The 12,337-nt window shown below is 42.6% G+C and carries 13 protein-coding genes; 11 read left to right on the top strand and 2 right to left on the bottom strand.

Annotated elements, in window-relative coordinates; all coding sequences use genetic code 11:
* Positions 1-155 precede the first annotated feature (155 nt).
* The 7 genes from fsa to ACFQ4X_RS15390 all read left to right on the top strand — a co-directional run bounded on the left by fsa (position 156) and on the right by ACFQ4X_RS15390 (position 7,342).
* On the top strand, positions 156-806 hold the full coding sequence (fsa, locus tag ACFQ4X_RS15420) for a fructose-6-phosphate aldolase (protein WP_379836584.1): 651 nt from the start codon (positions 156-158) through the stop codon (positions 804-806).
* Between the two features lie 311 nt (positions 807-1,117).
* Positions 1,118-2,410 carry a UDP-N-acetylglucosamine 1-carboxyvinyltransferase gene (locus tag ACFQ4X_RS15415; protein WP_379836582.1) on the top strand — a complete coding sequence of 431 codons (1,293 nt, stop codon included), beginning with the start codon at positions 1,118-1,120 and terminating at the stop codon, positions 2,408-2,410.
* 86 nt (positions 2,411-2,496) lie between these two features.
* Positions 2,497-3,465: a class II fructose-bisphosphatase gene (glpX, locus tag ACFQ4X_RS15410; protein ID WP_379836580.1), complete on the top strand. Its 969-nt coding sequence runs from the start codon at positions 2,497-2,499 to the stop codon at positions 3,463-3,465.
* A gap of 566 nt (positions 3,466-4,031) precedes the next feature.
* Complete coding sequence (gene rho / locus ACFQ4X_RS15405; RefSeq protein WP_379836578.1) at positions 4,032-5,318, top strand: transcription termination factor Rho; 1,287 nt, start codon at positions 4,032-4,034, stop codon at positions 5,316-5,318.
* 106 nt (positions 5,319-5,424) lie between these two features.
* Complete coding sequence (locus tag ACFQ4X_RS15400) at positions 5,425-5,670, top strand: type B 50S ribosomal protein L31 (RefSeq protein ID WP_066293975.1); 246 nt, start codon at positions 5,425-5,427, stop codon at positions 5,668-5,670.
* Positions 5,671-5,897: 227 nt separating this feature from the next.
* Entirely contained in the window at positions 5,898-6,524 is a 627-nt protein-coding gene (locus ACFQ4X_RS15395) for a thymidine kinase (RefSeq protein WP_066293973.1), read from the top strand.
* A gap of 350 nt (positions 6,525-6,874) precedes the next feature.
* Positions 6,875-7,342 (top strand): hypothetical protein, encoded by a 468-nt coding sequence (locus tag ACFQ4X_RS15390; protein ID WP_379836576.1) that lies wholly within the window; start codon positions 6,875-6,877, stop codon positions 7,340-7,342.
* A 43-nt stretch (positions 7,343-7,385) separates the two neighbouring features.
* On the opposite strand, the gene ACFQ4X_RS15385 is transcribed toward ACFQ4X_RS15390, so the two are convergent.
* Positions 7,386-8,720 carry a CoA-disulfide reductase gene (locus ACFQ4X_RS15385; RefSeq protein WP_379836574.1) on the bottom strand — a complete coding sequence of 445 codons (1,335 nt, stop codon included), beginning with the start codon at positions 8,718-8,720 and terminating at the stop codon, positions 7,386-7,388.
* A gap of 154 nt (positions 8,721-8,874) precedes the next feature.
* Here ACFQ4X_RS15385 and ACFQ4X_RS15380 point away from each other — a divergent pair, with 154 nt between their 5' ends.
* From ACFQ4X_RS15380 to ACFQ4X_RS15370, 3 genes are all read left to right on the top strand, one after another.
* Complete coding sequence (locus tag ACFQ4X_RS15380) at positions 8,875-9,201, top strand: hypothetical protein (protein WP_379836572.1); 327 nt, start codon at positions 8,875-8,877, stop codon at positions 9,199-9,201.
* A 42-nt stretch (positions 9,202-9,243) separates the two neighbouring features.
* Entirely contained in the window at positions 9,244-9,885 is a 642-nt protein-coding gene (locus tag ACFQ4X_RS15375; protein WP_379836570.1) for an MOSC domain-containing protein, read from the top strand.
* A gap of 245 nt (positions 9,886-10,130) precedes the next feature.
* Positions 10,131-11,258, top strand: coding sequence for a S8 family peptidase (locus ACFQ4X_RS15370; RefSeq protein ID WP_379837192.1), 1,128 nt, complete (start codon positions 10,131-10,133; stop codon positions 11,256-11,258).
* Positions 11,259-11,538: 280 nt separating this feature from the next.
* Here ACFQ4X_RS15370 and ACFQ4X_RS15365 read toward each other — a convergent pair whose 3' ends face one another.
* Positions 11,539-11,826, bottom strand: coding sequence for a hypothetical protein (locus ACFQ4X_RS15365; RefSeq protein ID WP_379836568.1), 288 nt, complete (start codon positions 11,824-11,826; stop codon positions 11,539-11,541).
* Between the two features lie 163 nt (positions 11,827-11,989).
* Between ACFQ4X_RS15365 and ACFQ4X_RS15360 the strand changes: the two genes are divergently transcribed.
* Positions 11,990-12,283: a winged helix-turn-helix transcriptional regulator gene (locus tag ACFQ4X_RS15360; RefSeq protein ID WP_379837190.1), complete on the top strand. Its 294-nt coding sequence runs from the start codon at positions 11,990-11,992 to the stop codon at positions 12,281-12,283.
* Positions 12,284-12,337 lie beyond the last annotated feature (54 nt).

The raw sequence follows: 12,337 nt of genomic DNA, 5'->3' as shown, positions 1-12,337 counted from the left end.
CCCCGCGGAAAGCGAGCTACCTGAAGCGGAAATTAACCGCTCGGAGCATTTGTACGAATAAAAAAATGTAAGCGCACTACTAACGTGTATGAAGAAGTGTGTGTTATAAAAGAATATAAATGAACGAGAAACCTAAAAAAACAGGAGTGATTGTTTTGAAGTTCTTTATTGATACAGCAAACATTGACGATATTAAGGAAGCCTATGACCTGGGCATTTTATCTGGAGTAACAACAAACCCGTCTCTAGTAGCAAAAGAAAAAGGCGTTGATTTCCACGAGCGTTTGAAGGAAATTACAAGTCTTGTACCGGGTTCTGTTAGTGCTGAGGTGATCGGAACTTCTTATAAAGAAATGGTAGAAGAAGGCCGCGAGTTAGCTAAGATCGCGCCTAATATTACGGTAAAAGTGCCAATGACACTTGATGGACTTAAAGCCGTTAAAACTTTTTCTGATGAAAATATCAAAACGAACGTAACGCTTATTTTTAATGCGAACCAAGCATTGTTAGCTGCACGTGCTGGTGCAACATATGTATCGCCATTCTTAGGCCGTTTAGATGATATTGGCCAAGATGGATTGGAGCTTATCTCACAGGTAGCGCAAATTTTTGCGATTCATGAGATCCCGACTGAGATCATTGCAGCATCGATCCGCCATCCTGTTCACGTAACAGAAGCAGCATTACGCGGAGCTCATATTGCTACGATTCCGCCGAACGTTATTAAAGGCCTGGTGAAGCACCCATTAACAGATCAAGGTATTGAAAAATTCCTTGCTGATTGGGAAGCGGCTAATAAAAAGTAATGGCTCTGCTTTAGGATCTGTTCATTCTCTCCATTGACTAGTTGATTGGAGTGGAAGGTGGGAGACTCCTGCAGGACGAGTGGTCAGATGAGACCCCTTAAGGCGCAAAGCGGCAGGGGGCTCACCGAGCGCCCCGCGGAAAGCGAGCACCTGTAACGGAAATCAACCACTTTCAAGAGCAACAAAGGTTTGAGGAAAATGGATAGAACAATACATTAAAAGAAAATATTGGTAAATAATAAAATTAACGAAACTGGTAATATACTCACAATTACGATTGTCTTTGTGACTCTTACTGAAAGGAGTTTACCATGGAAAAACTGATGATTGAAGGGGGCTATCCTCTAGAAGGAACGGTCCAAATAAGCGGAGCAAAAAATAGTGCGGTGGCGTTGATCCCCGCTACGATACTAGCAGAATCTACCGTTACCATTGAAGGTTTACCTAACATATCAGATGTCCGTATTCTGCGTGATTTGTTAGAGGAAATCGGGGGAGACGCTTACCTGGATGAAAATCAGTCGCTTACGGTTAACCCAGAAAACATGATTGCGATGCCTCTTCCGAGCGGAAAGGTGAAAAAGCTTCGTGCTTCTTACTACTTGATGGGTGCAATGCTTGGGCGTTTTAAAAAAGCTGTAATCGGCCTGCCAGGTGGATGTAACCTTGGACCGCGTCCGATTGACCAGCACATTAAAGGATTTGAAGCGCTAGGTGCAAAAGTGACGAACGAGCAAGGTGCGATCTATCTGCGCGCAGATGAGCTTGTTGGTGCACGTATTTACCTGGATGTTGTAAGTGTAGGAGCAACGATCAATATCATGCTTGCAGCAGTAAGAGCAAAAGGGCAGACGATTATTGAAAATGCGGCAAAAGAGCCTGAAATTATCGATGTGGCTACACTCTTAACGAGTATGGGTGCAAAGATTAAAGGGGCAGGTACGGACGTAATTCGTATCGATGGTGTCGAAAAAATGCATGGATGCCGTCATTCTATCATTCCTGACCGTATCGAAGCTGGAACGTATATGATTTTAGCGGCATCGATGGGTCAGCAGGTTTTATTGGATAATGTCATTCCTCTGCATTTAGAGTCATTGATTGCCAAGCTAAGAGAGATGGGCGTTTTCATCGAAACGAAAGACGATCAGGTTCTAGTTTATCGCGGGAAAGACCCATTAAAGAGTGTCGATATAAAAACGCTCGTTTACCCAGGGTTCCCGACAGATCTTCAACAGCCGTTCACATCGCTTTTAACAAGCTCAGAAGGAACGAGCATTGTGACGGACACGATCTACAGTGCACGTTTTAAGCATATAGATGAACTTCGCCGCATGGGAGCGAATGTGAAAGTTGAAGGCCGTTCTGCTATAATAAATGGGCCTGCAAAGCTTGAAGGTGCAAAAGTTAAAGCTTCTGACCTTCGTGCAGGAGCAGCGCTTGTTGTAGCCGGTCTTATGGCTGAAGGTGTAACTGAAATTTCTGGTCTTGAGCATATTGACCGCGGCTATGAATCTTTGGTAGAAAAATTAAAAGGACTTGGAGCTAAAGTGTGGCGTGAAAATATGGACGTAGAAGAAATGGAAGAAATGAAGAACTCATAAGTTTAAAAAGAGAAATCACCCCAACCGGTGATTTTTCTTAAGGATAAATATGTAAGCGTTTTTAAGTATGGGGAGGGAACCACATTATGGAGAGAAGTTTATCAATGGAGCTTGTTCGTGTAACAGAAGCGGCAGCTCTTGCATCAGCACGCTGGATGGGTCGAGGCAAGAAAGACGAGGCAGATGAAGCAGCAACAACTGCCATGCGAAACGTTTTTGACACGGTTCCTATGAAAGGGACTGTTGTAATCGGCGAGGGAGAAATGGACGAAGCTCCTATGCTTTATATCGGTGAAAAGCTTGGGACAGGTTATGGTCCCCGCGTAGATGTTGCTGTTGACCCGCTTGAGGGGACAAACATCGTGGCATCTGGTACTTGGAACGCCCTTGCTGTTCTGGCGATCGCTGACCACGGAAACCTGCTTCACGCACCTGACATGTATATGGACAAGATTGCAGTCGGACGTGAGAGCGTTGGGAAAATCGACATCAATGCACCTGTTATTGATAACTTAAAAGCAGTAGCAGAAGCGAAAAATAAAAATATTGAAGACTTAGTAGCGGTTATTTTAGACCGTCCTCGCCATCAGCAGATCATCCAGGATATCCGTGAAGCTGGCGCGCGAATTAAGCTGATCTCTGACGGTGATGTTGCCGCTGCGATCAATACAGCATTCGATGATACGGGTGTAGATATTTTATTCGGATCAGGCGGGGCACCTGAAGGCGTAATCGCAGCCGTTGCCTTAAAGTGTCTTGGCGGAGAGCTTCAAGGAAAGCTTCTTCCTCAAAACGACGAAGAATTAGAACGCTGCAAACGCATGGGGATCGAAGACGTGAACCGCGTATTGTACATGGACGACCTAGTAAAAGGGGACGATGCCATCTTTGCAGCTACAGGCGTAACTGACGGTGAGCTGTTAAAAGGAGTTCGTTTTGATGGATCAACGGGAACGACTCAATCTGTCGTTATGCGTGCAAAATCAGGTACAGTTCGTTTCATCGACGGAAGACATAGCCTGAAGAAAAAGCCAGACCTTGTAATCAAACCATAATGGGATAAGGGTAAGGAGGCCGGACATTGCGTCCGGTCTTTCCGTTAGGGTCTGCTCTAAAAGATTGATGCTTTTTAGATGGTTTTGTATTGTCACTTCATAGCAAGTTGATTGGAGTGCAAGGTGCGAGACTCCTGCGGGAGTAGCGTGCCAGCTACCTGAGTATTCTTCTCGCAAGGCATGCGACGAGGAAGCAAGCTTCGGCAGGATTTTCTTGTAGACGCAGGAGCAGTTCATGTATCCTTCACCGTGGCTCACCGCACGCCCTGCGGAAAGCGAGCATCCTGAAACGGAAATCAACCTCTTCAAAGAACAGTTGCAAAATCTAGGATTGTATTGTAAATTCACGTTATAGCAGTGGCCGGCAAGTTGTCCTAACTTGATTAAAGACCATTTTTGTGGTTAAAATAAGAAGTATGATTCATTTTGAATAAAAGTTTCTTCAATCCACTAAACCCTTAACTTTCAAGGATCTCCTTCCAATAACCAAAACCAAACCAACATATATAAATCCCAAAATTTTAGAACAAAAGCAAATAGTAAAATAAGAAAAGCGTGGTGTCACTATGGGGATTGATTTAGCTACATTAGAAACAAAAAAATTAAGAGAGCTTTATGAGCTTGCCAAACAATTTAATATTCAATATTACGGAAAACTGACGAAGCGGGAATTGATGTTTTCTATTTTAAAAGCACAAGCAGAACTTGATGGTTATTCATTCATGGAAGGTGTTTTGGAGATCATTCCGAACGAAGGATTCGGCTTCTTGCGTCCGATCAACTATTCTCCGAGCTCACAGGATATCTACATATCTGCGTCACAGATCCGCAGATTTGATCTAAGAAACGGAGATAAAGTATCAGGGAAAGTTCGTCCTCCAAAAGAAAACGAGCGTTATTACGGACTTTTGCAAGTTAACGCAGTTAACGGAGAAGACCCTGAAACGGCTAAGGAAAGAGTGCATTTCCCTGCATTAACAGCCCTCTATCCGGAAAAGAAAATGGTTATGGAGACGACGGGCAACAATATCTCAACACGTATCATCGATATGATGGCGCCTGTTGGTTTCGGTCAGCGTGGATTGATTGTCGCTCCTCCTAAAGCGGGTAAGACAAGCTTGCTGAAAGAGATCGCACACAGCGTGACAACAAACAACCCGCAAGTGGAACTTATTGTTTTACTTATCGATGAGCGACCAGAGGAAGTAACCGATATCGAGCGTTCTGTTAAAGGCGACGTTGTAAGTTCAACGTTTGATGAAGTGCCTGAAAACCACATTAAAGTGGCAGAGCTTGTTTTGGAACGTGCAATGAGACTGGTTGAACACAAAAAAGATGTTGTTATCCTGCTTGATAGCATTACACGTTTAGCTCGTGCGTACAACTTGGTTATCCCGCCGAGCGGACGTACACTATCTGGTGGTATCGATCCGGCTGCTTTCCATCGTCCGAAGAGATTCTTCGGTGCGGCCCGTAACATCGAAGAAGGCGGCAGCTTAACGATTTTAGCAACGGCACTTGTTGATACAGGTTCACGTATGGATGACGTTATTTACGAGGAATTCAAAGGAACAGGAAACATGGAGCTTCACTTAGACCGCAAGCTGGCTGAGCGCCGTATTTTCCCTGCGATCGACATTCGCCGTTCCGGTACGAGAAAAGAAGAGATGCTTATCGCAAAAGATCATCTTGAAGCATTATGGTCGATCCGTAAGACGATGGATGACTCGTTCGATTTCGTAGATAAATTTATGAAACGAATGCGCAAAACAGAAAACAACGAAGAATTTTTCGAGCTTTTTGAGTCGGAAAAAAAAGGCGCACCAAAGCGCGTTAAAACCGTAACAAACTAACGAAAAAGTATGGTTGCAAATGGGATTTGTCCCTGTTATACTGTTTTTATGTGTTTATTTAACTCTGCTTCCGCATAGGAATCAGGGCAGAAGGAGTGAAATTGACATGAAACAAGGAATTCATCCGAATTATAAGAAGGTTATCTTTGTTGACGCTCAAAGCGGATTTAGCTTCCTTTCTGGTTCTACGTTGCATTCAAACGAGACTATGAAATGGGAAGACGGTAACGAATATCCAGTAATTAAAGTGGATGTAAGTTCTGACACTCACCCGTTCTACACTGGACGTCAGAAGTTCTCTGATGTTGGTGGACGTGTTGACCGCTTTAAGAAGAAATACAACCTTAAGTAATTTGTTGCAAGTAAAAGGGCAGGAGTCTTTCTTGCCCTTTTTTTCTTTATAGAGAAATGATTGGAAACTCGGTAGCTGTCCGTAGATGGGCCGGGTTTTTTATACGCTTAGAAAACTTTATTTTGTGCTTTAAAAGGAGTTAGCTGCTCCTGAAAAGAACGTTTTATTTGTAAGAATGAAATACGTACATACTAAGGGAAAGATTGTTGCGAAAGGGGGAGCAAGCCATGTATGTTATGAAACAAAATGGCTGGATCGAATTAATTTGCGGAAGCATGTTCTCTGGGAAGTCAGAAGAATTGATTCGCCGTGTAAGAAGAGCAACGTATGCTAAGCAAAAAGTACAGGTGTTCAAGCCGCTTATTGATAACCGCTACAGCGAGGAATCGGTTGTTTCTCATAACGGAACGGCAGTTTTGGCTGAGCCTGTAGGACGATCTGTTGAAATTTTGAAAAATGTATCACCTGAAACAGAAGTGGTTGCGATCGATGAAGTACAGTTCTTTGATGAAGATATCATTCCAGTCGCTCAAGAGCTTGCTGACCAAGGACTGCGCGTTATTGTTGCTGGTCTTGACCAAGATTTTAAAGGCGAGCCGTTCGGACCTGTTCCAAGAATGATGGCACTTGCTGAGCACGTGACAAAGCTTCAAGCGATCTGCATGTCATGCGGTTCTCCTGCAAGCCGTACACAGCGTTTGATCAATGGCAAACCAGCTTCTTATGATGATCCGGTTATTCTAGTGGGAGCATCTGAATCGTACGAGCCCCGCTGCCGTCATTGTCATGAAGTACCAGGGAAAAAGAGAAACCTCCTTTCAGGCGTAGAGGGCTTGGAAGGGCGTTCTAACTAAATAGATGATTTTATGCAGTCCGGGAGTAGTTTTGCTCCCGGGCTTTTTTTGTTTGATTGTAGGTAATTTGAGCTTATGTGGAATGATTGCAGGCTATTTCTGATTAATTCGTGTCGAAATTTGTTGTTTAATGTCGATTCGTCAATATATCCTGAATTATTTTCAAATTAATGCTAAAATGTTTCAAATTATTGCTAAAAACTTTCAAATTAAGTTTCAAACTTTTGAATTCCCCTCACTAACCGCCAGGCTGGTCTTGTATCAGACCAATTTTGCCAGGCAAATCTGCACTTATTTGTTCATAAACACTTCCCGGTCAGGAAATCCTAATGATATGGGAGGTGTTTGTAATGAAAAAGGCTATTCTTATACCATTTTTAGTGCTGCTTGTTACGGCTTGTTCTCCTATGCAGTCGTATAAGGAGGAAGGTGCCAAAACAGAGCCGGCAGCTCATGATGAAAATGGGGAAATCCGTGACAACATGTTTGGGCACGGAATTATAAATTACCACCTGACCAAAAACGAACCCCGCATCAATTACAGTTATGATACGAATATGAATCCAAGTGATTACAGAAGCATGAATCAATCGCGCTTTGATTTATCTGATGATCAGGATTTGATTCGTCAAACCGTAAAAGATGTTTCAGGGATCAATCCGCAAATGGTGACAATCAATGGGAATTACGCTCACATTCATGTGAACGTACCTGAGGATATGTCAAAAAGCGAACGCTCTGCTTTATATCGAAAAATAACGAATGCAGTTGAACGTGCTGTTCCTCGATACAACTTTTCTCTGAAAATGGATCATTAGCGGGAAATAAAACGGGAAATGGGGTCAGACCCCATTTCCCAATTTATTTCCCGAGTCTTCTCGCTGCTTGCTGTACCGGATCCCACGAACCATTGTATGGTGGAGCATAAGACAAGTCCAAATCTGTCAGCTCTTCCACGTCCATCTCGTGATAAAGTGCTGTCGCAAGAACGTCGATTCGCTTATCAACGCCTTCAGCACCTATGATCTGCCCGCCTAGCAGTTTTTTTGACTCTTTATGATAAGTTATTTTTAATTCAAGTTTTTTAGCATCCGGATAATAGCCGGCATGGCTTTTTGATGTGATTCGAATTTCATCATAAGGAATCCCCAGTTTTTCAGCTTCTTTATTGGAAAGTCCTGTTTTTCCTAAAGTCAGATCCATAAATTGAATAATAGAGGACCCGACGATTCCTTTGAACGTTTTATCCACACCTGCCATATTTAGACCTGCGATTCTGCCTTGCTTGTTTGCTGTCGTTCCTAATGGAATATGGTCGTTCACTTTTTTTATCCTGTGATAATGCGTAGCACAATCTCCTGCTGCATAAACATCCTCAACGTTCGTTTCCATCCGCTCGTTCACTACAATCACGCCTTGTTCATTCAACGAGATTCCTGTATCTTTTAGAAAATCAGTATTTGGCTTAACACCAACTGCTGCGATGACGAGATCAGTCGGATAATCTTTTTTCGCTGTTTTTACAAATTGAACGTGATCATCACCTTTAAAACTGATCACATCCTCTTCCAGGCAAAGTTCAATTCCATGTTTCTCAGCTTCTTCATGAATAAGCGGGGCAAGATCTTCATCAAAGATGCTGCCGAGCTGATTACTGCGCTGGATGATGCGCACTTTTTTTTCGAGTCTTACCACGTTTTCAGCCATCTCCAGGCCTATGTATCCGCCGCCGATGATCGTTACATGCTGAACGTCGTTAAGGCCAGCCATCAGTTCTTCTGCATCAAGAATCGTTTTTAATGGATAGATTCCTTTTAAATGAACACCTGTCCATTCTTTAGGCATGATCGGTCTTACACCTGTAGCAATCAGAAGTTTGTCATAGGTTACCTCAAAAGGTTCACCACTCTTCGTATGGACACCGGAAACGGTTTTAGAAGCTGTGTCTACTGCATTTACTTCATGAAAAGTACGCGCATCCATTCCGTATTTTTCACGGAACGTGTCGATACTTCTTGCAATTAATTTTTCAGTTGAAGGGATCAGCCCGCCAATGACATAAGGGAGACCGCATTGTCCGTAAGAATAGATCCCGCCTTTTTCCAGAACGGTAATGTCGGCATTTTCCGTGTTTCGAACGATCTGCATCGCGGCACTCATCCCGGCTGCGTCTCCTCCAATTATGCAATATTTCATTTGATCAGCTCCTTTCCATGTATCTAACATTATATTATTCCCATCGGCTTTAAAAAAGTAACGTAAAGTATCAAAAGCCTCGCCAATATTAGCAATTGACCAACAAGAAGCAGGTTACAAAAACGAATTATGATAGTAGAAAGAGGTGGTTTGTGTGCTAGAAATCAAATCGAACGGAACGGACTGGAATGCTCCTGTTCAGCCGATACATACATTGCTGAAAAAACTTGATCAGAAACCTTTAGACCCTGTTTATGAAGGAATGGGGAATTTTATTATAAAATATAGAACGGAAAAGCATGTAGATAACCCCCGTTATGTGGGCTGTACGCATTTCTTAGGGCATTTTGCAACAATTCCTTATGTGTTCAATGTGATTACAGATGAAAGAGTGATTATTGAAGAGCTTACAAAAGCGATCAGAATGAATCAGGAGCGCTTGGATTACGAGCAGCTGCGCAAAAATATATTTTCCTATTAATTTCCTTTTGTCCTGTGCTATGCTTTTTTTGAGGTGAGGATTATGAACGGAAAAGTCGTTTCTTTAAATATCAAGCTTCCAGAACAAGTGCAGGCATCGGGCAGATCCTTTTTTACCGGATATAATAAAATTCCTCAGCAGGAACCTGTTTTCCTACATAAAACACATTTTGAGGGCGACGGGGTAGGAGATACCGTTCACCATGGCGGATTCGATCAAGCCGTTTGTGTGTACCCTTATGAATGCTATGAAAAATGGAACGCAGAACTGGAGCTTGATACACCGCTTGTGATTCCTTCGTTTGGCGAAAATATTACACCACTCGGATTTTTAGAAGATGATGTGTATATTGGAGACGTTATTCAGATGGGGGAAGCGGTCGTGCAGATTACACAGCCGAGACAGCCTTGCAATACGCTGGCGTCCATACTGTGTCGTCCTGATATGATAAAAAGAGTCGTGGATACCGGCCGTACCGGATACTATCTTCGTGTATTGAAAGAAGGACTCGTCACAGCAGGGGATGAGATGGTCCGAATTGAAAAACACCCTGCTGGCATCTCGGTTACAGAAGCCAACCAGATTAAATATGGATTTGAAAAAGATCCAGCGAAAATCCAGCGGCTGATCGATGTAAAGGAACTGGCGGAAAATTTCAGGCAGTCTTTGATAAAGAAAACTTAAAACTTTTATTATAACAGCTTTTCTCCTTTTTAGACTTGGGAAAATTGTTCTTTATTAAGGTTGTTCATTTCATATAAAAGAACATCTTTTTCCCAATATTTGAAATCCCCAATCATGTTACAATTATCCAGTAATAGTCAAACAATTCAGAAATATACATACGGGCCCGGGACCTGACCACCAAGAGCACATGGTTTGATTGTTATAAAATCATGATTGGGGGAAAAGAAATGAAAAAAACTGTATTGCGCACGTTTAGTGCTATGCTCAGTTTGTTGTTTGTCCTATCCCTATTGGTAGGAAACCTGCATTTCTCTGCATCCGCTGCAACGGTTGATAAAGGACCGAAAAACTTCCTCGTTGGTTTTAAATCAGATATTCAAACGGCTCAAGTAAATGATGTTAAAAAAATGGGTGGACAGGTTAAGCATCAGTTCAAATTTATGGATACGATGCTTGTTTCTATGCCTGAAGCGGCAGCAGAAGCACTTAAGAAAAACCCGAATGTGTCTTATGTTGAAGAAGACCACATGGCATATGCAACAGCTCAAACAACGCCATGGGGCATTACACATATTAAAGCAAATCAAGTCCATGCGACTGGAAACACAGGTTCAGGTGTAAAAGTTGCAATCTTAGATACGGGAATCGATGCTAGTCACGCAGATCTAAACGTTCGCGGAGGTGCGAGCTTCGTGGCAGGTGAGCCAAATGCACTGACAGACGGCAACAGCCATGGTACACACGTTGCAGGTACAGTTGCGGCTCTTAATAATACAACAGGTGTTCTTGGTGTAGCTTATTCAGCTGACCTTTATGCGGTAAAAGTGCTAGACAGTTCTGGAAGCGGAACATATAGCGGCATCATTCAAGGGATTGAGTGGGCTGTTTCAAACAATATGGATGTCATCAACATGAGCTTAGGCGGAAGCTCTGGTTCAACAGCGCTTCAGCAAGCTTGTGATAATGCATATAACTCTGGCGTTCTTGTAGTGGCAGCTGCTGGAAACTCAGGAACAAAAGGAAAGCGCAACACGATCGGCTATCCTGCGAAATATGCTTCAGTAATGGCAGTTGGTGCTGTGGATTCCAGCAACAACCGTGCTTCTTTCTCAAGCGTAGGTGAAGAACTTGAAGTTATGGCGCCAGGGGTAAACATTTTAAGCAGCGTTCCAGGGAATGGCTACGACAGCTACAACGGAACGTCAATGGCTTCTCCGCACGTAGCAGGAGCAGCAGCGCTTATTATGGCTGGAAACCCAGGACTTTCGAACGTTCAAGTCCGTCAAAAGCTAGTGAATACGGCAAAACCGCTTGGCGACTCATTCTATTACGGTAAAGGCGTAATTGATGTTTACGCAGCGACAAGATAACTTTAATAGGCTCATTTTTTAAGATTGTTACTTTTAAATATGTTTTTTGAGTAATCTTCTTGGACTGATGATTGGAGCGCAAGGTGCGAGACTCCTACGGGATAAGCGGGACAGGTGAGACCACGGCAGGCTTAATTAGCCTAGGGGGCTCACCGCACGCCCCGTGGAAAGCGAGCATCCTGGAGCGGAAATCAACTTCTTCTTATAGCGACTAGATAACTTAAAAAAATGCAAAAAAGAGGTTCCTTTCTGGAACCTCTTTTTTATGCTGGTGATTATTCTATCTTACTTCTAAGTATCTAACCTTCACGTCCAAGTCATCACAAAATACTTTAAATTGATAGTAATCAAAATAAAGCTGGTCATCCTCTTTATGATTCCAGCTGAAGATGGTTGATCCAAATACATAATCTTTTTTTCTGAAAGCCCGTATGGCAGGGGTATGCTGAATCGTTTCAATCAATCCTTTTTCCATACCTCTTTCAAGCTGAAGGATGACCCAAGGCAAGTCCTCTGGATGCACTTTCCTTTTTTCTCCGTTCTTTACGATTCGAATCGTTTTAGACATCGGCAGGTCCCCAATATTTTTATAGTCTTTTCTTATCGTAGTTATTATAATGAGAGTTAGTATCCATACGCAAGAAGGTACATTTTTGTAACTAAGAGAACGAAATGAAACTAAGGGGTGTTTTCGCTTGAGAAAAGAATATTCTCATCCAATTGAAGTGACGATGGATGTGGTATGCGGAAAATGGAAAGGTGTCATTCTATGCCATTTGCAGCAGAACGAGGTTTTAAGATTTGGTGAAATCAAAAAACTGCTTCCTAAAGTGTCACAAAAAACACTGACTCTTCAACTAAGAGAATTAGAAGCTGATGGCTTGATCAATCGTCAAGTATACCCGCAAGTCCCTCCAAAAGTAGAGTATTCTTTAACAGAATACGGAAAAAATTTAGAAGCCACATTAAACCACATGAGTGAATGGGGAAAAAGCCATGTTGAAAAAGTGGAATTAAACGGGTAGAAAATAGTTACAATGATTATGCGAGAGTTATTACCTGAAAAAGATTGAGAGTTT

Origin of the sequence: Fictibacillus halophilus (assembly GCF_042680145.1) — a bacterium.
Lineage (GTDB): Bacteria > Bacillota > Bacilli > Bacillales > Fictibacillaceae > Fictibacillus > Fictibacillus halophilus_A.
Note: the sequence above shows the minus strand (reverse complement) of the source record. Positions and strands in the feature narration are given on the sequence as shown.

Bases quoted from the DNA above. Each gene is read 5' to 3' on its own strand.
- ACFQ4X_RS15415 (WP_379836582.1), top strand. From the start codon at position 1,118: ATGGAAAAACTGATGATTGAAGGGGGCTATCCTCTAGAAGGAACGGTC.
- glpX (WP_379836580.1), top strand. From the start codon at position 2,497: ATGGAGAGAAGTTTATCAATGGAGCTTGTTCGTGTAACAGAAGCGGCA.
- rho (WP_379836578.1), top strand. From the start codon at position 4,032: ATGGGGATTGATTTAGCTACATTAGAAACAAAAAAATTAAGAGAGCTT.
- ACFQ4X_RS15400 (WP_066293975.1), top strand. From the start codon at position 5,425: ATGAAACAAGGAATTCATCCGAATTATAAGAAGGTTATCTTTGTTGAC.
- ACFQ4X_RS15395 (WP_066293973.1), top strand. From the start codon at position 5,898: ATGTATGTTATGAAACAAAATGGCTGGATCGAATTAATTTGCGGAAGC.
- ACFQ4X_RS15390 (WP_379836576.1), top strand. From the start codon at position 6,875: ATGAAAAAGGCTATTCTTATACCATTTTTAGTGCTGCTTGTTACGGCT.
- ACFQ4X_RS15385 (WP_379836574.1), bottom strand. From the start codon at position 8,720: ATGAAATATTGCATAATTGGAGGAGACGCAGCCGGGATGAGTGCCGCG.
- ACFQ4X_RS15375 (WP_379836570.1), top strand. From the start codon at position 9,244: ATGAACGGAAAAGTCGTTTCTTTAAATATCAAGCTTCCAGAACAAGTG.
- ACFQ4X_RS15365 (WP_379836568.1), bottom strand. From the start codon at position 11,826: ATGTCTAAAACGATTCGAATCGTAAAGAACGGAGAAAAAAGGAAAGTG.
- ACFQ4X_RS15360 (WP_379837190.1), top strand. From the start codon at position 11,990: ATGGATGTGGTATGCGGAAAATGGAAAGGTGTCATTCTATGCCATTTG.